Raw genomic sequence first — 19257 nt, forward strand, 5'->3', positions numbered from 1 at the left:
CAATGGCGCGCAGTGGCAAGAAAGTCCGAGTCAGTGGAATCGTAGTCCGAGCATCGCCCGACCGCCCCGAGTGCAACCGCGCCGCCACCGCGCTGGCCGATGCGCTCGATCCCGATACCCCCGTTTTCAGCGTCGATCCGCAGGATCCCGACCTGGTGATCCGCGAACTCGACGGCTACGCCGTCCGCGGCTATTTCAAGCGCGGAAAATTCATCGAAATTTTATGATCCCGTGGCCAGGGCGAAACCTTCGTCCAGCCAGCCCGTGATACCGCCCGGCATGACTTTGACGGGACGGCTCAGTTGCGCCAGGCGTACGGCGGCGCGGGCTGCGCCGTTGCAGTGGGGACCGGCGCAATAGACCACGAACAAAGTATCCGCCGGGAACTCGGCGATCTTCGATCCGATGATCTTGCGGTGCGCCAGATCCAGTGCGCCGGGCACGTGGCCGGCAGCGTATTTTTCCGTGCCGCGCACATCCAGCAGGACGAAATCCTGCTGGCCGCCGGTCAGCGCGTCGTGCACGTCCCAGCAGTCGGTTTCATAGCTGAAACTCGCTTCGAAGTGGGCGAGGGCGGCGGCGCTGGGGGCGGCGGGTATGGCGCTGACGAGGGATTTGGCGGACATCTTGATCTCCTTCAATGAGTGGACAGTGACGCCATTGTGCGGCCGCGCCGTCGTCGTCGGCAGTGGCGCACAAGCCATTCTGCGTTAAGATTGCGCCATGAAAAAACATCTTGTCGTCGCACTGGCCTACGACCGCCTGTGCACCTTCGAGTTCGGCTGCACGGTCGAACTGTTCGCGCTGGAGCGTCCCGAGCTGGACGTGGACTGGTACGACTTTGCCGTCTGCGCCGTCGAGCCCGGGCCGATACGCGCAGCCGGCGGCATCATCGTGCAGGCGCCGTACACGCCGGAATTGCTGGAGCGGGCCGACACCATCATCATTCCCGGCTGGCGCGATGCCGACGAATTGCCGCCGCCCGCGCTGCTGGACATGATCCGCGCCGCCCACCGGCGCGGCACCCGCTTGTGCTCAATCTGTTCCGGCGTGTTCGTGCTGGCCGCCGCCGGCGTGCTGGACGGCCAGCGCGCCACCACCCACTGGCGTTATGCCGACCGGCTGGCGCAACGTTATCCACAAATCGCGGTCCAGCCCGACGATTTGTATGTGGATAACGGCCAGGTGATCACCGCCGCCGGATCGGCCGCCGGCCTCGACATGCTGTTGCATCTGGTGCGGCGCGACTACGGCGCCAAGGTCGGCAACCTGGTGGCGCAGCGGCTGGTGGTGGCGCCGCATCGCGAGGGCGGACAGGCGCAGTTCCTGCCGCGTCCGATGGCGCAGGGGGAGCAGGGGCGGCTGTCGCGGCTGATGGATTGGCTGCGCAGCAATCCGGCGCAGCAGCACACCGTCAACAGCATGGCCGAGCGCGCCGCGATGAGCCCGCGCACCTTGCAGCGGCAGTTCCAGCAGGCGACCGGCCTCGGCCCGGTGGAATGGCTGATCCGCGAGCGCGTGGCGATCGTCAAGGAGATGCTGGAAGTGCCCGATGTGCCGCTGGCGCAGATCGCCGAGCGCGCCGGCTTCGGTTCGGAGGAATCGCTGCGCCACCACTTCCGCCGCCTGGCCGCGACCACGCCGGGCGCCTATCGCCGCCGCTTCGCCAACACGATCTAGGTCTAGGGTGCGTCGCTTGTCATTTTTGTCAACCTTGGCTAATCTGAATCGCTCAACACAACCAAGGAGACGGACATGCCATACGTAGACGGTTTTGTGATTCCAGTACCCAAGGACAAGGTGGAGGAGTACAAGAAGATGTCGCTCGAGTGCGGCAAGGTGTGGAAGGAATTCGGCGCGCTGGAATTCCGCGAATGCATAGGCGACGATGTCCCGCCCGGCAAGATCACTTCCTTCCCGCTCAGCGTGGAGTTGAAGGAAGACGAGGCGGTGGTGTTTTCATGGATCGTCTACGAATCCCGCGCCGCGCGCGACGCCATCAACGACAAGGTGATGAAGGATCCGCGCATCGCAGCCTACATGGATCCGAAGAACATGCCCTTCGACGGCAAGCGCATGATCTTTGGCGGCTTCGAGATGATGATCGACATGTGAGGCCGGGCCTCAGGCCAGTGTCGCCCTCATCGCACCGCGCAACGCGTTGCAGACGACGATCTCGTCGGCCGTTTCCAGCATCGCGCGGGTGATGACCGCCTCGCTGGCGTTCCATTGCGGATCGTCCAGCATCGCGGCGCGCATCACGCCGGGCAGGATGCCGCTGCTTAAAGGCGGCGTGAGCCAGCGGCCGGCTACGCGCACGAACACGCTGCTGCGGCCGCCCTCCGTCAATTCTCCGCGTTCGTTGAAGAACAGCGTATCGAACGCGCCCTTCGCTTCGGCCTCGCGCCAGGCGGCGTCGTAGCGGGTGCGGATGCTGGTCTTATGTCGCAGGAACAGGTCGCCCGAATGCGTCGTATCCGGCGCCAGCAGCACGCGCACCGGTTCGGCCAACGGCGCCAGCGGCGCGTGCTGCACCGAGAACGCGCCCGATGGGCTCAGCGCCAGGCGCAGGCGGTAGTCGATGCCGGCGTCCAGCATTGCGCAGGCGGTGTCGAGATAGGCATCGGCCGCCGCCGCATCCCAGGAAAAACCGAAGTACTTCGCCGATGCGGCCAGCCGCGCCAGATGGCGTTGGCGATGGCGCGCGCCGCCGTCGCGGGTGGCGCGCATGGTTTCGAAAATCTCGAAGTCGCTTTTCAGGCCGGTGAGGAAGCGCGCCTTCAGCTGGCATTCGGCGTATTCCTCCAGCGGGTCGCTGTCGAAGACGATGCCGGCGCCGACGCCCATCTCGCCTTTGCGCAAGCCGTTCTGGCTGTCCGGCGCCCGCAGCGTCAGTGTGCGGATCGGCACCGACATGCAGAAGTCGCCGACCTTGCCATCCGCGCGCGGATCGAACCAGCCGATGGCGCCGGTGTAGACGCCGCGCGGGTCCGGCTCCAGTTCGCGGATGATCTCCATCGTGCGCCGCTTCGGTGCGCCGGTGATCGAGCCGCACGGATAGAGCGCGTTGAAGATATCGGCCAGCGTGGCATCCTCGCGCAGCCTGGCGGTGATGGTGGAGGTCATCTGCAGCACGCTGCTGTAGCGGTGCACTTCGAACAGTGCCGGCACTTCCACCGAGCCGGTTTGCGCGATGCGGGCGATGTCGTTGCGCAGCAGGTCGACGATCATCAGGTTCTCGGCGCGGTTCTTCGGATCAGCCGCCAGCACGGTGGCGCGCTGGATATTGTCGGCGGTCTGCGCAGACGGCGCGGCGGGCGCCGTGCCCTTCATCGGCCGCGCGGTGATCACGCCGTTCTCGTGGCGCGCAAACAGCTCGGGCGACAGCGACAGGATGGCAGTGCCGTCGTCCAGCCGCACCAGAGCGCCGTAAGGAACCGGCTGGCGGCCGCGCAGGCGGGCGTACAGCGCATGGATGCTGCCAAACGCGTCAAAACGCAGCCTGTAGGTGTAATTGACCTGGTAGGTGTCGCCGGCCTCGATGTAGTCGCGGATGCGCGCCAGCGCGCCGGTGAAGGCTTCCTGGTCGATGTTGGCGCGGATGTTGGCGATGCCGGCCGGTCGCTCGATCGGGAAGGAACGCGCCGCCAGCCAATCGCCGACTTCTGATGCGGACAGCTGCGTGCAATCCTTGAACAGCAGGACTTGCGCCAGCGGCAGGGCCGGATCGACAGGCGCCGCGCCGAGTTCGAGCAGCTCGGCGCCGAGCTCGTAGCTGCACACGGTGACCGCGTATTCGCCGCGCGTCAGCGCCGCTTGCATTTGCGTCAGCAGTTGCGGCCACTGGCCGATGTCGTCGCAGCGCAGCGTGGCGGTGTGGCCGGTGTACAGGCGCGAGCGCGCGTCCGGGGCTTGCGTGCCTTCGGGGCTGGCGTCATCGAGCAGTGCGAAAACTTCGTCGTTCATGTTCAACTTACGAAAGCAGCAGGGCGATTTGCAGCGGTGCGTCCTGCGACGGGTTGTTCTTGAAGCCGCTCTTGGCGTAGCGGTGCCAGCGGCCGATGACGAAGCTGGCCAGCATGCCGGCGCGCGCGTTCACGTCCGCTTCATGTCCATGGCCTTCGGTGACGGCCAGCCGCAAGGCCTGCTTCAGCGCCAGCTCGACGCGGTCGTAGAACTGGTTCATGCGCGCCTGCAGCCGCTCGTCCTCGTTGACCAGCGCGTCGCCGATCAGCACCCGCGTCATGCCCGGGTTCTGGCTGGCGAAATGCAGCAGCATGCCGACGATATCACGCGCCTGGGCGGCGCCGTCGCTCTGGCGGTCGGCGATCTGGTTGATCAGGCCGAACACCGTCGACTCGATGAACTCGATCAGCCCCTCGAACATCTGCGCCTTGCTGGCGAAGTGCCGGTACAGCGCGGCTTCGGAAAACTCCAGCTTGCGCGCCAGCGCGGCGGTGGTGATCTTGTCGCCCTTGGGCTGTTCCAGCATCTCCGCCAGCGCCTGCAGGATTTGCATGCGGCGCTGGCCCGGCGGTGTGCTTGCCATGTGATCTCGCGAGTAAATGGATGGGTTGGTTAATGCAGGTGACGCAGGTAATGCAGGCGTGCCGGTAAATTCCTGACAGATTTTACTTTGACATCGACATAAGCGGGGCGATTTAGCCTTTTTTGCGGATGGGCCAGGCCGATGGCGTCGCCCACCTCCAGGTATTGCGTGACCCACGCCGTGCGCATGCCCAGCTCGTGCGCGCTGCGCAGGTTGGCCAGCGTGTCCTCGACCAGGATGCAGCGGCCGGGCGCCAGCCCGTGGCGGCGCATCAGTTTGCGCAGCAGCAGCTTCGACGGCTTGGGCCGCATCTGCCGGTGCACCGTCATCGCCTCCACCGATATGTGGTGGCTGAATTCGCGCTGCAGTCCCAGGTGGCGCAGCACCTGCGTCGAGTAGCGGTGCGGCGCGTTGGTCAGCAGGATCTTGCGGCCGGGCAGGCGGCGCAGCAGCTGGCGCAGGCCGCGCTCGGCGCGGATCATCGCCGTCAGGCCGGCGATCGCATGGGTTTCGTGCAGAAAGTGCTCGGCCCGCACGCCGTGGTGCTTGACCAGTCCCAGCATGGTGGCGCCGTAGCGCCGCCAGTACATGGTGCGCGCCGCGTTGACGGCGTCCTCGCCGGCGGGCGTCACGCCGTCGCCCAGCACATTGGCGATGTAGACGTTCATGTTGGCCATGATCGTCGGGAAGATCGCGTGCGAGGCGTTGTGCAGGGTGTTATCGAGATCGAACAGCCACACCGGGGAGTTGCGAGTAATATTCACTTCAGAGCCATCTTTAAAGGAAACCATGCTGCGCCAGATTATAGTGATGTTCTGCGGTTTGTTCTGGTTTGTCCTCAGTCCGGCCTGGGCGGTCGACAAGCACGGCGCGCTGTTCAAGGTGGAGCACGGCGGACACACGCTGTACCTGTTCGGCACCATCCACGTCGGCGCCGCGGATTTCTATCCGCTGGAGCCGCGCGTGGCGGACGTGATAGCCAGGGCGCCGGTGCTGGCGCTGGAGATCGATCCGCTGGGCGACCAGCAGCAGCTGACGCGCGCCGTGCAACGGCACGGCATAGTGATGCGCGGCGGGCCGGCGGGGCCGGCGCTGCCGGCGTCGTGGCGGCTGCGGCTGGAGCGCTTGCTGAAGCAGTACGGCATCGAGCCGGAGACGGTGGCGCCGATGAAGCCGTGGCTGCTGGCCAGCCTGCTGACGGTGAGCGAATTCTCGGCGCAGGGCTACGATGCGGCGCTGGCGGTGGACGGCTACCTGTCCAAACAGGCGCATGCGCGCGGCCAGAAAATCGTCGAGCTGGAATCGGCGGACAGCCAGATGGCGCTGTTCGACAAGATGAGCGCCGCCGACCAGCTGAAGTTCTTGGAGGAGGCCATCGCCGGCATCGAGGACAAGGAGCAGGCCAACCAGGCACGCGAGATCGCCGACGCCTGGCGCAGGGCCGATATCGCCGGGCTGGACGCGCTGGCGGCCAAGGCGGCGAGGGACGACAGCTTCTCCGGCCGCTTCGTGCAGAAGATCCTGCTGGACGGGCGCAATCCGGCGCTGGCCGACGGCATGGTCAAGCTGATGGCGCGCGAAAACAACAGCCTGGCGGCGATCGGCATTTTGCACCTGATCGGAAACGGAAGCGTGCCGGAACTGCTGCGCAAGCGCGGGCTCAAGGTGGAGCGGATTTACTAGTCGGGGAGGGTACTGCAGAGGTGAAGCCGAAAGATGGTGCCCTTTACGTGGATTGAACACGTGGCCTCTCCCTTACCAAGGGAGTGCTCTACCACTGAGCTAAAAGGGCGTACTGGTATGGCGATGCACTTGAAATCGCGGCAAAATGTGCATCGCCGTTTTTTCAGTGAGACCGGATCATAGTGCCAAAAGCCTGTTCGGTCAACACCTCGAGCAATAAACTGTGTTCAATTCGCCCGTCGATGATGTGAACGGTGTTGACGCCGGACTTCGCCGCATCCAGTGCTGATGAAATTTTAGGCAGCATGCCGCCCGAAATCGTACCGTCGGCGAACATCTCGTCGATCTCGCGCGCCGACAGGTCGGTCACCAGATTGCCCTGCTTGTCCTGCACGCCGGCGATGTTGGTCATCATGATCAGCTTTTCAGCCTTCAGGATTTCCGCGATCTTGCCGGCGACGACGTCGGCGTTGATGTTGTAGGCCTGGCCATCCTGGCCGAAGCCGATCGGCGAAATGATCGGGATGAAGGCGTCGTCCTGCAGCGCCTTGACCACGGCCGGGTTGATCGCGTCGATCTCGCCGACGAAGCCGATGTCGAGGAACTGGCCCGGATTGTCCTTGTCCGGCATGGACATCTTCTTGGCGCGTATCAGGCCGCCGTCCTTGCCGGTCAGGCCCACCGCCTGGCCGCCGTAGTGATTGATCAGCATGACGATGTCCTGCTGGACTTCGCCGCCCAGCACCCACTCCACCACTTCCATGGTTTCTTCGTCGGTGATGCGCATGCCCTGCACGAAGGTGCCCTGCTTGCCGATTTTTTTCAGCGCGTTGTCGATCTGCGGACCGCCGCCGTGCACCACGACCGGATTCATGCCCACCAGCTTGAGCAAAATGACATCGCGGGCGAAGCCGTGTTTCAGGCGCTCGTCGGTCATGGCATTGCCGCCGTATTTGATGACAATCGTCTTGCCGTGGAAGTTACGGATATAGGGCAGGGCCTCGGCCAGGATCTGCGCCTTGATCTGCGGTGCCACCGCGGTCAAGTCGTCAGTCATGCCTAAGTTAAGGTTAGCAAGTTGGGTCATGGCGAGTCCGGTTTGGAAAATTGGTGCAATTTTACAGCCTGATGCTGCAATCAACCATGCATTATAGGGCCATCCGGTTGTATTTTCCCGGAACCTCCGATACGCTGCCCGACTATGACCGCCACCGACACCCTCCACCGCCAGCTAGAAGTCATGCGTCCACTGCTTGTCCGTTTTGCACAATTGCAAATTCGGAATCAGGCATTGGCGGAGGACGCCGTGCAGGATGCGCTGATCGCGGTGCTGGAAAAGCCCGAGCGCTTTGCCGGCCAATCGTCGCTGCGCACCTATGTGACGGGCATCCTGAAGTACAAGATCATCGACTGCCTGCGCGCCAGCTCGCGCGAGCGTCAGATCGACACCCACGACGACCAGTCCGAGGACGACGCCATCGACGCCTTGTTCATCGCCGACGGCCACACGCGCGAGCAGCCGATGGCCTGGGGCGACCCCGACGCCACGCTGGAGCAGAAGGATTTCTTCAAGGTGCTGGAGATCTGCCTGGAGAAGCTGCCGGCCAAGACCGCCCGGATTTTCATGATGCGGGAGTGGCTGGAGCTGGAAACCGACGAAATTTGTAAGGAATTGGCGATTACCACGTCTAATGCATGGGTGCTCCTGTACCGGGCGCGCATGCGCTTGCGTGAATGCCTGGACTTGAACTGGTTTGGCAACCGCCAGGCCACGTGACCGCATCATTGATTGTCTGCGACTATGGAATCTCATAAAACCGGCTTGAAGCCGACCTGCCGGGAAGTCCACCGGCTGGTGTCGGAAGGGATGGACCGCGATTTGTCATTCGTCGAGCGCACCCGCATGCGGCTGCACTTGATGGTGTGCGACGCCTGCACCCGGTTCAACGGCCAGATGTCGATGCTGCGTTCGGCCATGCGCCGCTTTCCGCTTGATTTTGAGCCCGACAGCCCGCCGCCGCTGGACGACGACGAAGCGGAACATCGCCACACGTAGCCCGCCATGAGCACCTGCTCGCGCTGCGGCGCCGAATTCAGTTGCGCGATGGCAGACTACGATCCGTCGGCCCCGCCGCAGCCCTGCTGGTGCACCTATTTGCCGGCCTCGCTGCCGGTACCGTCCACGCCGGGCGCCAGCTGCTGGTGCCCGGACTGTTTGAAGAAACACATCGCCGACCATCCGAAGCCGGCCGGCTAGCCACAAGGAAGCAAGCATGCGTCGTTTTAGCGACATGGGTATCCGCGCGCGTATCAGCAGCGGCTACATCATCCTGATCCTGCTGCTGATCGGCGTGATACTGGTCGGCGTCAGCCGCATCTACGCCATCCGCGCCGAGAGCGACCATATCCTGCACCAGGACTGGGCCGCCAGCGCCGCCATCAACACCATCGACACGCAGTCGCGCGAGGCCGCGACCCGCATCGTCACGCTGATCATCCAGAAGGAAAAGCACCGCCGCATCGACAGCTACAGCCGCATCGACAAGATCAAGATCGACATCGACGCGCAACTGGAGCTGCTGGCCAGGCTGGACGCGGCGCCGGAGGCGCGGGCGCAGATCGAGAAGGTCAAGCAGGCGCGTGCCGCCTACTACGACAGCTTCATCGCCGTGGCCGACATGGTCGAAGGCGAGGACCGCGAGGCCGCCGAGGAGAAGATGAACTCGATGGCCTTGCCGGCGCTGGAGCGCCTGCAGGAAGAGATCAAGAAGCTGGGCCAGCTGCAGCAGGCGCAGGTGATGACCAGCGCCGAACAGGCGCGCGCCGACATCAACATGTCGCTGATGGAGATTTCCGCGATGGGCGCGCTGGCGGTGATCGTCGGCATAGGCTTCGGCTTCTCGGCGCGCTCGATCACGCGTCCGCTGGAGGAAGCGATCGCGATCGCCAAGCGGGTCGGGCAGGGCGACCTGAGCTCCGTCATCGAGGTGACGTCGCAGGACGAGACGGGCGAGCTGCTGCATGCGCTGAAGCTGATGACGGCCAGCCTGGCCGCCGAACAGGAGTTGCGCAAGGCGGTGACGGTGGCCGAGGATGCGACCAAGATGAAGTCCGACTTCCTGGCCAATATGTCGCACGAAATCCGCACGCCGATGAACGGCATCATCGGCATGACGCACCTGGCGCTGCAAACAGACCTGACGCCGAAGCAGCGCAACTACCTGGAGAAGGTCGAAGGCGCGGCCAAGAACCTGCTGGGCATCATCAACGATATCCTGGACTTTTCGAAGATCGAGGCCGGCAAGCTGGCCTTCGAGCAGGTCGATTTTTATGTGGAAGACGTGATGGCGAATATCGCCGACCTGTCCATCATGCGCGCGCAGGACAAGGGGCTGGAGCTGCTGTTCGATATCGCGCCGGAAGTGCCGCAGGCGCTGGTCGGCGATCCGCTGCGCTTCGGCCAGGTGATGATCAACCTGACCAACAACGCCATCAAGTTCACCCAGCACGGCGAGATCGTCGTGACGATACGCGTGGCCGAGCGCCTGGCGGACCAGCGCGTGCGCCTGCGCGTCGATGTGCGCGACACCGGTCCGGGCATGACGCCGGAGCAGCAATCGCGCCTGTTCCAGGCCTTCTCGCAGGCGGACACCTCGACCACGCGCCATCACGGCGGCACCGGCCTGGGCCTGACCATCAGCAAACGCCTGGTCGAATTGATGAACGGCGAGATCGGCCTGGAAAGTCAGCCCGGCGTCGGCAGCACTTTCCACTTCACCGCCGAATTCGGCGTCGCCGCCATCGAGGCGCCGCAGCCGATGCCCGACATTTCCGGTCTGCGCGTGCTGGTGGTGGACGACAACGCCAGCGCCCGCGAAATCTTCATGGGCATGCTGTCGGCCATGCAGTTTGCCGCCGCCTCGGCCGACAGCGGCCGGCGCGCCGTCGACATGGTGGCACAGGCGCGCGGCGAAGGCCGTCCGTTCAACATCGTGCTGCTGGACTGGCAGATGCCCGGAATGAACGGCATCGAAACGCTGCAGGCGATGCGCGAGCAGGCCGCGGCAGCCGGCGCCGAGGCGCCCGCCGTCATCATGGTCACCGCCTACAACCGCGACGTGCTGCTCGACGAAACGCGCGGCATCGCCATCGACGCCATGCTGAACAAGCCGGTCAGCTCATCGACGTTGCTCGATTCGATTTCCACGGTCTTCGGCAAGGACTTGAGCAGCTGCCGCCGCACGCGCCGGCGCGCCGACTACATGGCGGCCGAGGAATCGGTGCGCGGCGCGTATCTGCTGCTGGTGGAGGACAATGAAGTCAACCAGGAAGTGGCGCAGCAGATCCTCAGCGACGCCGGCATCCGCGTCGACATCGCCAGCAACGGCGCCATGGCGCTGGCCAAGATTGCCGTGGCCGATTACGACGGCGTGCTGATGGACTGCCAGATGCCGGTGATGGATGGCTACGACGCCACCCGCAAGCTGCGCGAGGATCCGCGCCACGCGAACCTGCCGGTGATCGCCATGACCGCCAACGCCATGGTCGGTGACAAGGAAAAATGCCTCGCCGCCGGTATGAACGATTTCATTGCCAAGCCGATCGACGTGGCGCAACTGTTCACGACGCTGTCGCGCTGGGTCAAGGTGAAGAACCCTGTGGCGCTCGACGCGGCAGAAGTCCAGCCCGCCGGCGACAGCCGCGACGAAGCGCTGCCCATCATCGCCGGCCTGCGCATGGAGGCGGCGCTGCAGCGTGTCGGCGGCAACGTCAAGTTGATGCGCAAGCTGTTGTCGCGCTTTGTGGAAACCCAGATCGACGCCATGACGCGCATCGCCAACGCCATCGAAAACAACGACCTGGCCGGCGCCACGCGCGAGGCGCATACTGTGAAAGGCCTGGCCGGAAATATCGGCGCAACCGGCATGGCCGATGCCGCCGGCAAGGTCGAACAGATGCTGGCCATGGGCGCCACCAAAGGCCGCGACGAAGCCATCGCCGCCATGGCGCAGGAGCTGGGCGACCTGGTGGCCCGCATCGCCATGGCGATGAACGACAAGCCGGACGCCGGCGCCGCGATTGAATCGCCGCAGCAGATCGACCTCGGCGAACTGGCCGCCATGGCGAAGGAGCTTGCGTTGCTGCTGGCGCAGGACGACAGCGCCGCCGTCAAGCTGCTGGACCGTATCTGTCCGCTGTTGACCGCGGCAGGGCAGGCCGAGCATGGCCGCCAGCTGCGCCGCCTGCTGGGGCAGTATGATTTCGAAGGCGCGCTGGATGAATTGAAGTCCGCCGCCGCAGCGCTGGATATCTCGCTGAATGCCGATTTATAAGAAGGAAAAACCGATGAACGCCAAGCCAACCATCCTCGTGGTCGACGACACGCCCGATAACATCGACCTGCTGTGCGCGGTGCTGGAAGAGGACTACCGCACCAAGATCGCCGTCAACGGCGAGCGCGCGCTGAAAATCGCCAACGGCGAAGCCAAGCCGGACCTGATCCTGCTGGACGTGATGATGCCGGGCATGAGCGGCTACGATGTCTGCAAGGCGCTCAAGGCCAATCCCGATACGCGCGACATTCCGGTCATCTTCGTCACCGCGATGAGCGAGACGGTGGACGAGCAGCTGGGCCTGGGCCTCGGTGCGGCGGACTACATCACCAAGCCGATCTCCGCGCCCATCGTCCTGGCGCGCATCAAGACCCAACTGTCGATGAAGCGCGTGCACGACTTCCTGCGCGACCAGAACAACTTCCTCGAAACGGAAATCGAGAAGCGCACGCGCGAGATCGTCGCGCTGCAGGACGTCACCATCCACACCATGGCTTCGCTGGCCGAAACGCGCGACAGCGAAACCGGCAACCATATCCGCCGCACCGCGCACTACGTCAAGACGCTGGCCGAAAAGCTGCGCGCCAATCCGCGCTTCAGTGACTTCTTGACCGACAAGACGATTGAGCTGCTGTTCAAGTCCGCGCCGTTGCACGACATCGGCAAGGTCGGCATCCCCGACCGCATCCTGCTCAAGCCTGGCCGCTTCGAGGGCAACGAATTCGAGATCATGAAGACCCACACCACGCTGGGCCGCGACGCGATCCGCCAGGCCGAGCGCGAGCTGGGCCTGGAAGTGGAGTTCCTCAAGTACGCCAAGGAGATCGCCTACGGCCACCAGGAGAAGTGGGATGGCAGCGGCTATCCCGAAGGCCTGGCCGGCGACGATATTCCGATCTCGGCGCGGCTGATGGCGGTGGCCGACGTGTACGACGCGCTGATCAGCCGCCGCGTCTACAAGGACGGCATGTCGCACGAGGCTGCGGTGGCGATCATGATCGAAGGCCGCGGCTCGCATTTCGATCCCGACATGCTGGACGCCTTCCTCGAACTGCAGCCGGAGTTCATCGAGATCGCCAAACGCTACGCGGACTCCGATCACGACATGGAGCACACACGCGCGAAGATCGAGCGCTTTACCAGCTGATGCTTTGCCAGTGGATCCTTGACCTGACGTGAGTCGTCAGATGGATTAGAGTTCTCATGCGTCTGTTACCGACCAGTAGCAGATGGACACCGTACTTTCTATACACTATAGGAAATCAAATGGAAAACTTTCGAGGACTAGTCCCCATAATCTCCTGCGCTATCGTCCTCGGCATCCACTGGTACCGCGCTATTGATGTTGATACTAAGATTTATCAGGTTAAAAAGAAACATTGGTACGCAGGCTTCGAATCCATCATGCTGATGGCTGGCATAGCGGTGATACTCAAAGGAATTCAATGATTCCGAAAGTGGTGGCGAATTGCTCCATTTGAAGAATTCAGGTTAATTTCGGCTTACGGCCCGGAACGGACTGCTAAAGATAGTCGGAAAACATGAGTAAACGTTCATAATCGAAGCCTGGAGAGAGATATGGGACTAGCCTTCTTGCCATGGGAGCGGCTGCCAGCGTGGTTACTTGGGCCACTATTGGTCGCCGCTGGCGTGTTTCTTCTGTTTAATGCCGAACAGTTTTCTTGGAGACAGTTCGAAGCCGGTGGCTTTATTGTCATTGGCATTGTTGTATTCGTTGCCGGAGTGATGAAATTGCGCGCAAAGTCTATGGCCAACCTTAGCATAGACGAAAAATAGAACGCTGCCGCAGCCAGCAGCAGCCCGTCGGCATCGGTGTTTTTATATGAATTTGTTGGGAAAAAGATGAAGCAAGTTTTGCCCCATATTCAAATCGGACTCTACAATGAGGAGCATGTCATCGTCGTTGTGGGTGATTATGAGTTAGCTGACTTCATCGATGACTATCTTTGCGAGGACTGCGACTTGCCTTCCGATTACCGGACTATCGCCGAACGCCCAGGCGGTGAAATTATCACTTTACATTTCCCTGCATGTGCGCGATTACAGGAAGTAGACAGTTGCCTTACCAGATTGTCCTCGGATGAAATTGAGCGCATTTATCGCCTTAATAACGAGCTATCAACATGACTCCTACCGGTTGAATCCGCAGGCGGAAGCCGGCAGTCATCGGGCACTCTGAGTCAGCTCAAGTCCGAGCTAGCACACCTTAGCTGACCGTGCGGAAGAAGCGCAGCATCTCGCGGCTGGCGTCCGGACCTTTGGCGTCGGTGTAGGTGCCGTTGGAGCTGCCGCCGAACCATGCGTGGCCGGCGCCGTGCACCACCCAGTGTTCGCCCACCGGCGTACCATCCGCCTTGGTGTGCGTGGTCTGCGTGTAGCGGTGGCCGTTCGGCACCGATCCCGATTGCGTCAGCGACGCACCCTTGTGGCTGTGCAGCCGCTGCTCGATCACCTGCTCGCCGTTGCGCGGATTGACGGTGGTGTCGCTGTCGCCATGGAAGACGATGATGGGCTGCGAACCGTCGCTGGTCTTGAGCGAGGCGGCGCCGCGCTTCATGGCCGTCAGCGCCGACGGCAGGTCCTGCGCCGAGGCGAACGGCAAGCCCGAATGCACGCCCACGGCGGCAAACATTTCCGGATACAGCGTGGCGACAATCGCCGCCATCGCGCCGCCGGCCGACAGGCCCGCCACGAACACCTGGCGCTCGTTGACCGGATACTCGTCGATGATCTGCTGCGTGATGCCGGCGATGATCGACGGCTCGCCCTGGCCGCGCGTCTGGTCGATGGCGTTGAACCAGTTCCAGCACTTGGAGTGGTTGGCGCCGGCGTTCTGCTCCGGATAGGCGACCAGGCATTCCATCTCTTCCGCCACCTGGTTCATCTGCGTGCCGGCGGCGAAATCGTCGGGATCCTGCGTGCAGCCGTGGAGCATCACCAGCAGCGGCATCGCCTGGCCACGGTAGGTGGACGGGACGTACAGCTTGTAGTTGCGGGTGCCGGCGTGATTCGTGTAGCTGCCCTTGATGAACTGCGCGCCTTCCGGCAGCGGGGCGGGCGCCGATGGATGCGTGAAGCTGCCGGCGTCGATGGCGCGGTCGATATTCGCCTGCAGGTCGATCTGGATGCCCATGCGGTTCAGCATGTCCTGCGCGAACTCGGTCGGATTGGTGGCCGGGTTCGGCGTTGCGGCTGGCGCGGTCTCCGGCGCCGTGCTGGATGGCGCGGATTTTGGCTGTGCGTGGCCAGGCGGCGGATTCAGGTCGCGCATCGCCGGTTGTGCGGAAGCCGGCGGCGCCGGCTGGTGCGCGCGCATGGCTTCCTGAACGGTCGCCATCGCCTGTTGCATGGCGGCGGTGGAATTTCGGTTCAATAGTCTTTGCGCGGCTTCGCGCATCTGGGATAGCAGGGGTAGTTTCATGTTGGTGTCCTTTAGTGGATCCGTTTGGCCAGCGCGGTTTTCAGCACGGCGCTGGCGTGCAGGGAGCCTAATACGAAGATTGATTCGATTGTTGCCAGTGCCAGTTCGACCGATACGTCGCTGGCGATGCTGGCCAAGCCCAGTACCTGTATCTGCAGCCGCTGTCCCGCCGCCTGGATGGCTTCCAGGTCGGCGCGCGAGTAATGCTGCATACCGAGCACAAGGCTTTTGCGCGCCACCGTCTGCTTGACGACGTCGGCGTGCTGGTTCAACTGATTGCGGATCGCTGTGCGGATCAAGTCGGTACGGTTCGAGTAGAACCCTTCCTGTACCAGCAAGTCTATCTGTCCAAGGTCTATGGGACCGAGGTTGATGGTGATTTTTTCCGATTCAGCGGTCTTCAGTTTTAATTCTTGCTTTGCCATAGTCTCCATCCGGTTACCATCTACATGGATGGTATTATGGAGATGAAACTCCCTAAGTCAAGGGTGTTCGAGGCATAATGGGCGTATGAGTGAGCCAACTAACTTAATTCCCGCCGAGGGATCTGAAAATTCGCCCGAATTGGCAACACCGGTGCCGTCGCCTTGCGTCAGCCTGTGCAAAATGGATGAGGATCGCATGTATTGTATGGGCTGCATGCGCACCATTCCGGAGATCATCGCGTGGTCGAAGGCGGATGACGATTACAAGCGCGGCGTGTGGGCGGAGATCCGCCGCCGTGAACAATTAATCAACTTTGACGATCAATGAACGGGTTGCCCGATTCGATCCAGGTATTTGAACGGGGCTGGCTGTCGTCCAACAACGTGATGCTGCTGGGCCGCCATGACACGGCGATCATCGATACCGGCTACGTGACGCACGCGCCGCAAACGCTGGCGCTGGTGCGTCATGCGCTGCACGGACGCCATCTCGACCAGATCGTCAACACCCATCTGCATTCCGATCATTGCGGCGGCAACACCACGCTGCAGGCGCATTTCGGCGCGCGCACGTCGATCCCGGCGGCCGAGGCGGACAAGGTGCGTCACTGGGACGTGGAGGCGCTCAGCTTCAAGGCCACCGGCCAGCGCTGCGATCGTTTCACTTTCGACGCCACCATCGCCCCCGGCGACGTGCTGCAACTGGCCGATATGGAATGGCAGGCGCTCGGCGCGCCCGGCCACGATCCGCATTCGCTGATCTTTTACTGTCCGCAGGAGCGGGTGCTGATCTCGGCGGACGCGCTGTGGGAGAACGGCTTCGGCGTCATCTTCCCGGAGCTGGACGGCTTGTCCGGCTTTGCCGAGGAACGCGCTACGCTGGACGTGATCGAGGGGCTGGACGTGCGGCTGGTGATCCCCGGCCACGGCAAGCCGTTCGAGGACGTGGCCGGCGCGCTGGCGCGGGCCCGCTCGCGGCTCGATTACCTGCAAGCCGATCCGGTGCGCAATGCGCAGAACGCGCTGAAGGTGCTGCTGAAGTTCCTGCTGCTGGAGCGCCAGCGCATCCTGCTGGCCGAGGTGCCGCAGCTTTTGCTGGCGATGCCGGTGTTCGCGTCCGCCAATGCCAACTTCCTGAAGCAGACGCCGGAGCAGCTAGGTTCCTGGGCTACCAGCCAGCTGGTGCGCGCAGCTGCGGCACGTATTGAGGGTGAGTACTTACTTAATGAGTAAGGGCAGGGCGAATATAGAGGGACTTGCCTAGTTTCTGCACGATCGTACTTTTTTGGATCTATAATCGGTTTTCCGATAACTTCCGTCAGTGAGTTCGCCATGGCCCTGCCTGCAGCGTTGCAAAACCTCTCCCTTCCCGTCATCGCCTCCCCGATGTTCATCGCCAGCGGCCCGGCCCTGGTGGCGGCGCAGTGCAAGGCCGGCATCGTCGGCTCGTTCCCGGCGCTGAACGCACGTCCGGCGGAAACGCTGGATGTGTGGCTGACCGACCTGCAAAAGGAACTGGCCGACTTCCAGATGGCCAATCCGGACAAGCGCGTCGGCCCGATCGCCGTCAACCAGATCGTGCACCAGTCGAACGACCGCCTGGCGCACGACGTCGAAGTCTGCGTCAAGCACCAGATCCCCATCATCATCTCGTCGCTGCGCGCGCCGCCGAAAGAGATGCTGGACGCGATCCACAGCTACGGCGGCATCGTCATGCACGACGTGATCTCGATCCGCCACGCCGAGAAGGCGCTGGAAGCCGGCGTCGATGGCCTGATCCTGGTGGCCAGCGGCGCCGGCGGCCATGCCGGCACCCTGTCGCCGTTCGCGCTGGTGGGCGAGATACGTAAGTTCTTCAAGGGCCCGATCGCGCTGTCCGGCTCCATCGCGACCGGCGATGCGATCCTGGCGGCGCAGGCGATGGGCGCGGACTTCGCCTACATCGGCTCGCGCTGGCTGGCGACGCAGGAGTCGAACGTCAGCGACGACTATCGCAATGCGATCGTGGAATCGACGGCGGCGGACATCGTGTATTCAAACCTGTTCACCGGCGTGCACGGCAACTACCTGAAGAAGTCCATCATGGCCGCCGGCCTGGATCCGGACGCGCTGCCGCAGGCCGACAAGAGCTCGATGAACTTCGGTTCCAGCAGCGCCAAGGCCTGGCGCGACATCTGGGGCGCCGGCCAGGGCGTGGGCCTGATGGACGACGTGCCGACCACCGCCGAGATGGTGGCACGCCTGAAGCGCGAGTACGACGCGGCCCGCGCGCGCCTGGCGCTGTAATTACTGTTTGACCGCCAGGCTGCCGCGCGCAGCCTGTTTGCCGCGCACCCAGACCGTGTCCACGCTGTCGTAGGCGCGGATGTCGGCCAGCGGCGACATCTTCATCAGCACCAGGTTCGCCACCTTGCCCGCCTCGATGGTGCCGACTTGCGCGTCGATCTTGAAGGTACGGGCGTTGTTGATGGTGGCCGACTTGAACACCTGCGCCAGCGACATGCCGGCCTTGTGCATGTCCTGCATTTCCAGGTAGCCGTTCAGGCCGGGGATGTTGCCGTAGGTCGGCGACGACGGCGTATCGGTGCCGAACACGAAGTTGGCGTCCTTGCTGGCCAGGTAGGCCACCACTTGCGCCTGGCGGCGCAGCGGCGCTTCCATTCCCCTCAGGATCACGGCGTCGGTTTCATCCTCGGCGATCTCCTGCTTGAACCATGCGCCCTCTGGCGTCTTCAGCCACGCCAGCATCGCAGGCGGCAGCAGCTTGGCCAGCGCCGGGTTGTTCAGGTAGGCCGGGTCGAAGTAGGCGCCCAGGCCGTACAGCACCTGCATCGTCGGCTGGAAGCCGATCTTGCGTTCGACGATCTTGTCGAGCAGCTGCTTGATCTCGGCCGGCAGTTCCTTTTCCTTGTCCAGCGCCCCCCAGTGCCACATGCCGTGCGCCAGCACGTCGACGCCGCCGTTGACGGCGAAGGTCTGCGCCTCGAACGAATTGCCGTGGGTGACCAGCACCACGCCTTCTTTGGTCGCGGCCGAGCGCACTTCGGCGTACACGGCGGGGCTCATCACCGGCAGGTTGTGCATGGCGCCGAAGCCATGTTCGAAGTGGGTCTTGACGCAGATGGCGTTGTCGGCCTTGACCCGTGCCACGCCCTTGGCCGGCGTGTAGTCCTCCGGCTTGAACCGGGCCGGGATCTTGTCGGCCTGCGCCGGATCGTAGATGAAGTTGGAGAAGGTATCGAAGCGCGTCTCGGGCGAGGCGTACGCCGACGGGTAGCCGTTGGCGAACACCAGCGGCGCGCCGCAGTCATAGATGTCCGGGTGCAGCGGCGATGCCTTGACCCGGTCGATGAAGCTGCGGCTACCGGCGGCCAGGTCGATCACCGTGGTGTAGCCGTAGTAGAGGAAGGAGCGCGGCATCTGCGCGAAATAGTCGGCGGCCATGGTCTTCATTTTGTCGGCCTGCTCGAAGCTCATGCCGGGCACCGCATACAGGTGCACGTGCGAGTCGATCAGGCCTGGCGTCAGGTAGCCGCCTTTGCCGTCGATGGTACGGGCGCCTTTCGGGGCCTTGTGGCCGGCGCCGCGTTCGACGCGCACGATGCGGTCGTCTTCAATCAGCACGCTGCCGGCGACGATGCTGTCCAGTTTTTCCGGCGACACCAGCTTGACGTTGGTGATCCAGGTCTGCGGCGCGGCGCAGGCCTGGGCGCAGATCAGGAGGGACAGGCTGGCGATCAGTTTGGTGGTTTTCATACTAGGCTCCGTGTTGTGATGAGCCCAGTTTGCAGCCCGGGACGGGGTTTTGCGTCCCAAATGATGATT

23 protein-coding genes and 1 tRNA gene are annotated in these 19257 nt (G+C 63.3%); 15 read left to right on the forward strand and 9 right to left on the reverse strand.

Annotation, left to right across the window (positions count from 1 at the left end; translation table 11 throughout):
• Positions 1-2: 2 nt before the first annotated feature.
• On the forward strand, positions 3-227 hold the full coding sequence (locus tag ACSQ3S_RS01890; RefSeq protein WP_413446818.1) for a hypothetical protein: 225 nt from the start codon (positions 3-5) through the stop codon (positions 225-227).
• Here ACSQ3S_RS01890 and ACSQ3S_RS01895 read toward each other — a convergent pair.
• Positions 222-626, reverse strand: coding sequence for a rhodanese-like domain-containing protein (locus tag ACSQ3S_RS01895; RefSeq protein ID WP_436141435.1), 405 nt, complete (start codon positions 624-626; stop codon positions 222-224). The genes ACSQ3S_RS01890 and ACSQ3S_RS01895 overlap by 6 nt on opposite strands.
• Positions 627-723: 97 nt before the next feature.
• Here ACSQ3S_RS01895 and ftrA point away from each other — a divergent pair, with 97 nt between their 5' ends.
• Positions 724-1680 (forward strand): transcriptional regulator FtrA, encoded by a 957-nt coding sequence (ftrA, locus tag ACSQ3S_RS01900; RefSeq protein WP_436141436.1) that lies wholly within the window; start codon positions 724-726, stop codon positions 1678-1680.
• A gap of 75 nt (positions 1681-1755) precedes the next feature.
• Positions 1756-2115, forward strand: coding sequence for a DUF1428 domain-containing protein (locus tag ACSQ3S_RS01905; protein ID WP_353401863.1), 360 nt, complete (start codon positions 1756-1758; stop codon positions 2113-2115).
• A gap of 9 nt (positions 2116-2124) precedes the next feature.
• On the opposite strand, the gene pabB is transcribed toward ACSQ3S_RS01905, so the two are convergent.
• Genes pabB through ACSQ3S_RS01920 form a run of 3 tightly spaced genes read right to left on the reverse strand, consistent with a single transcriptional unit; the run spans position 2125 to position 5313 of the window.
• On the reverse strand, positions 2125-3966 hold the full coding sequence (gene pabB, locus ACSQ3S_RS01910) for an aminodeoxychorismate synthase component I (protein ID WP_436141437.1): 1842 nt from the start codon (positions 3964-3966) through the stop codon (positions 2125-2127).
• Positions 3967-3973: 7 nt separating this feature from the next.
• Positions 3974-4549 (reverse strand): nucleoid occlusion factor SlmA, encoded by a 576-nt coding sequence (slmA, locus tag ACSQ3S_RS01915; protein ID WP_176653181.1) that lies wholly within the window; start codon positions 4547-4549, stop codon positions 3974-3976.
• Positions 4550-4578: 29 nt separating this feature from the next.
• Entirely contained in the window at positions 4579-5313 is a 735-nt protein-coding gene (locus tag ACSQ3S_RS01920) for a pyrimidine 5'-nucleotidase (protein ID WP_436141438.1), read from the reverse strand.
• Between the two features lie 25 nt (positions 5314-5338).
• Between ACSQ3S_RS01920 and ACSQ3S_RS01925 the strand changes: the two genes are divergently transcribed.
• Positions 5339-6232, forward strand: coding sequence for a TraB/GumN family protein (locus ACSQ3S_RS01925; RefSeq protein WP_436141439.1), 894 nt, complete (start codon positions 5339-5341; stop codon positions 6230-6232).
• Positions 6233-6266: 34 nt separating this feature from the next.
• Here the strand turns inward: ACSQ3S_RS01925 and ACSQ3S_RS01930 are convergent.
• Together ACSQ3S_RS01930 and argB are read right to left on the reverse strand one after the other, a co-directional pair.
• A tRNA-Thr gene (locus ACSQ3S_RS01930) sits at positions 6267-6341 on the reverse strand.
• Between the two features lie 54 nt (positions 6342-6395).
• A complete protein-coding gene (argB, locus tag ACSQ3S_RS01935; protein WP_176653178.1) occupies positions 6396-7289 on the reverse strand; it encodes an acetylglutamate kinase in 894 nt (297 codons plus the stop codon).
• A 144-nt stretch (positions 7290-7433) separates the two neighbouring features.
• On the opposite strand from argB, the gene ACSQ3S_RS01940 reads away from it, so the two are divergent.
• The 8 genes from ACSQ3S_RS01940 (at position 7434) to ACSQ3S_RS01975 (ending at position 13713) form a co-directional block, all read left to right on the forward strand.
• A complete protein-coding gene (locus ACSQ3S_RS01940; RefSeq protein ID WP_176653177.1) occupies positions 7434-8009 on the forward strand; it encodes a sigma-70 family RNA polymerase sigma factor in 576 nt (191 codons plus the stop codon).
• Between the two features lie 24 nt (positions 8010-8033).
• Positions 8034-8288 carry a zf-HC2 domain-containing protein gene (locus tag ACSQ3S_RS01945; RefSeq protein WP_176653176.1) on the forward strand — a complete coding sequence of 85 codons (255 nt, stop codon included), beginning with the start codon at positions 8034-8036 and terminating at the stop codon, positions 8286-8288.
• Positions 8289-8294: 6 nt separating this feature from the next.
• Positions 8295-8489: a cysteine-rich CWC family protein gene (locus tag ACSQ3S_RS01950; protein ID WP_436141440.1), complete on the forward strand. Its 195-nt coding sequence runs from the start codon at positions 8295-8297 to the stop codon at positions 8487-8489.
• A 16-nt stretch (positions 8490-8505) separates the two neighbouring features.
• A complete protein-coding gene (locus ACSQ3S_RS01955) occupies positions 8506-11565 on the forward strand; it encodes a response regulator (RefSeq protein WP_436141441.1) in 3060 nt (1019 codons plus the stop codon).
• Between the two features lie 13 nt (positions 11566-11578).
• Positions 11579-12712, forward strand: coding sequence for a response regulator (locus tag ACSQ3S_RS01960; RefSeq protein WP_436141442.1), 1134 nt, complete (start codon positions 11579-11581; stop codon positions 12710-12712).
• Between the two features lie 119 nt (positions 12713-12831).
• Positions 12832-13014 carry a hypothetical protein gene (locus ACSQ3S_RS01965; protein WP_176653172.1) on the forward strand — a complete coding sequence of 61 codons (183 nt, stop codon included), beginning with the start codon at positions 12832-12834 and terminating at the stop codon, positions 13012-13014.
• Positions 13015-13143: 129 nt separating this feature from the next.
• Positions 13144-13362 (forward strand): hypothetical protein, encoded by a 219-nt coding sequence (locus ACSQ3S_RS01970; protein WP_176653171.1) that lies wholly within the window; start codon positions 13144-13146, stop codon positions 13360-13362.
• Positions 13363-13428: 66 nt separating this feature from the next.
• The gene (locus ACSQ3S_RS01975; RefSeq protein ID WP_176653170.1) at positions 13429-13713 is read left to right on the forward strand and encodes a hypothetical protein; all 285 of its coding nucleotides are present in this window, start codon (positions 13429-13431) and stop codon (positions 13711-13713) included.
• A gap of 79 nt (positions 13714-13792) precedes the next feature.
• Here the strand turns inward: ACSQ3S_RS01975 and ACSQ3S_RS01980 are convergent, their stop codons facing one another.
• Both ACSQ3S_RS01980 and ACSQ3S_RS01985 read right to left on the reverse strand, forming a co-directional pair.
• The gene (locus tag ACSQ3S_RS01980; RefSeq protein ID WP_436141443.1) at positions 13793-15007 is read right to left on the reverse strand and encodes an extracellular catalytic domain type 1 short-chain-length polyhydroxyalkanoate depolymerase; all 1215 of its coding nucleotides are present in this window, start codon (positions 15005-15007) and stop codon (positions 13793-13795) included.
• Positions 15008-15018: 11 nt separating this feature from the next.
• Entirely contained in the window at positions 15019-15432 is a 414-nt protein-coding gene (locus ACSQ3S_RS01985; RefSeq protein ID WP_176653169.1) for a CopG family transcriptional regulator, read from the reverse strand.
• An 85-nt stretch (positions 15433-15517) separates the two neighbouring features.
• On the opposite strand from ACSQ3S_RS01985, the gene ACSQ3S_RS01990 reads away from it, so the two are divergent.
• The 3 genes from ACSQ3S_RS01990 (at position 15518) to ACSQ3S_RS02000 (ending at position 17718) form a co-directional block, all read left to right on the forward strand.
• Positions 15518-15760 (forward strand): DUF1289 domain-containing protein, encoded by a 243-nt coding sequence (locus ACSQ3S_RS01990; protein WP_176653168.1) that lies wholly within the window; start codon positions 15518-15520, stop codon positions 15758-15760.
• The gene (locus ACSQ3S_RS01995) at positions 15757-16665 is read left to right on the forward strand and encodes an MBL fold metallo-hydrolase (protein WP_436141444.1); all 909 of its coding nucleotides are present in this window, start codon (positions 15757-15759) and stop codon (positions 16663-16665) included. Before ACSQ3S_RS01990 ends, ACSQ3S_RS01995 begins: the two co-directional genes overlap by 4 nt.
• 99 nt (positions 16666-16764) lie before the next feature.
• Positions 16765-17718: an NAD(P)H-dependent flavin oxidoreductase gene (locus ACSQ3S_RS02000; RefSeq protein ID WP_176653166.1), complete on the forward strand. Its 954-nt coding sequence runs from the start codon at positions 16765-16767 to the stop codon at positions 17716-17718.
• Here ACSQ3S_RS02000 and ACSQ3S_RS02005 read toward each other — a convergent pair whose 3' ends face one another.
• Entirely contained in the window at positions 17719-19188 is a 1470-nt protein-coding gene (locus tag ACSQ3S_RS02005) for an amidohydrolase family protein (protein WP_436141445.1), read from the reverse strand.
• Positions 19189-19257 lie beyond the last annotated feature (69 nt).

The sequence above is a fragment of the Duganella sp. LjRoot269 genome (genome assembly GCF_964254095.1).
GTDB lineage: Bacteria > Pseudomonadota > Gammaproteobacteria > Burkholderiales > Burkholderiaceae_D > Rugamonas > Rugamonas hordei.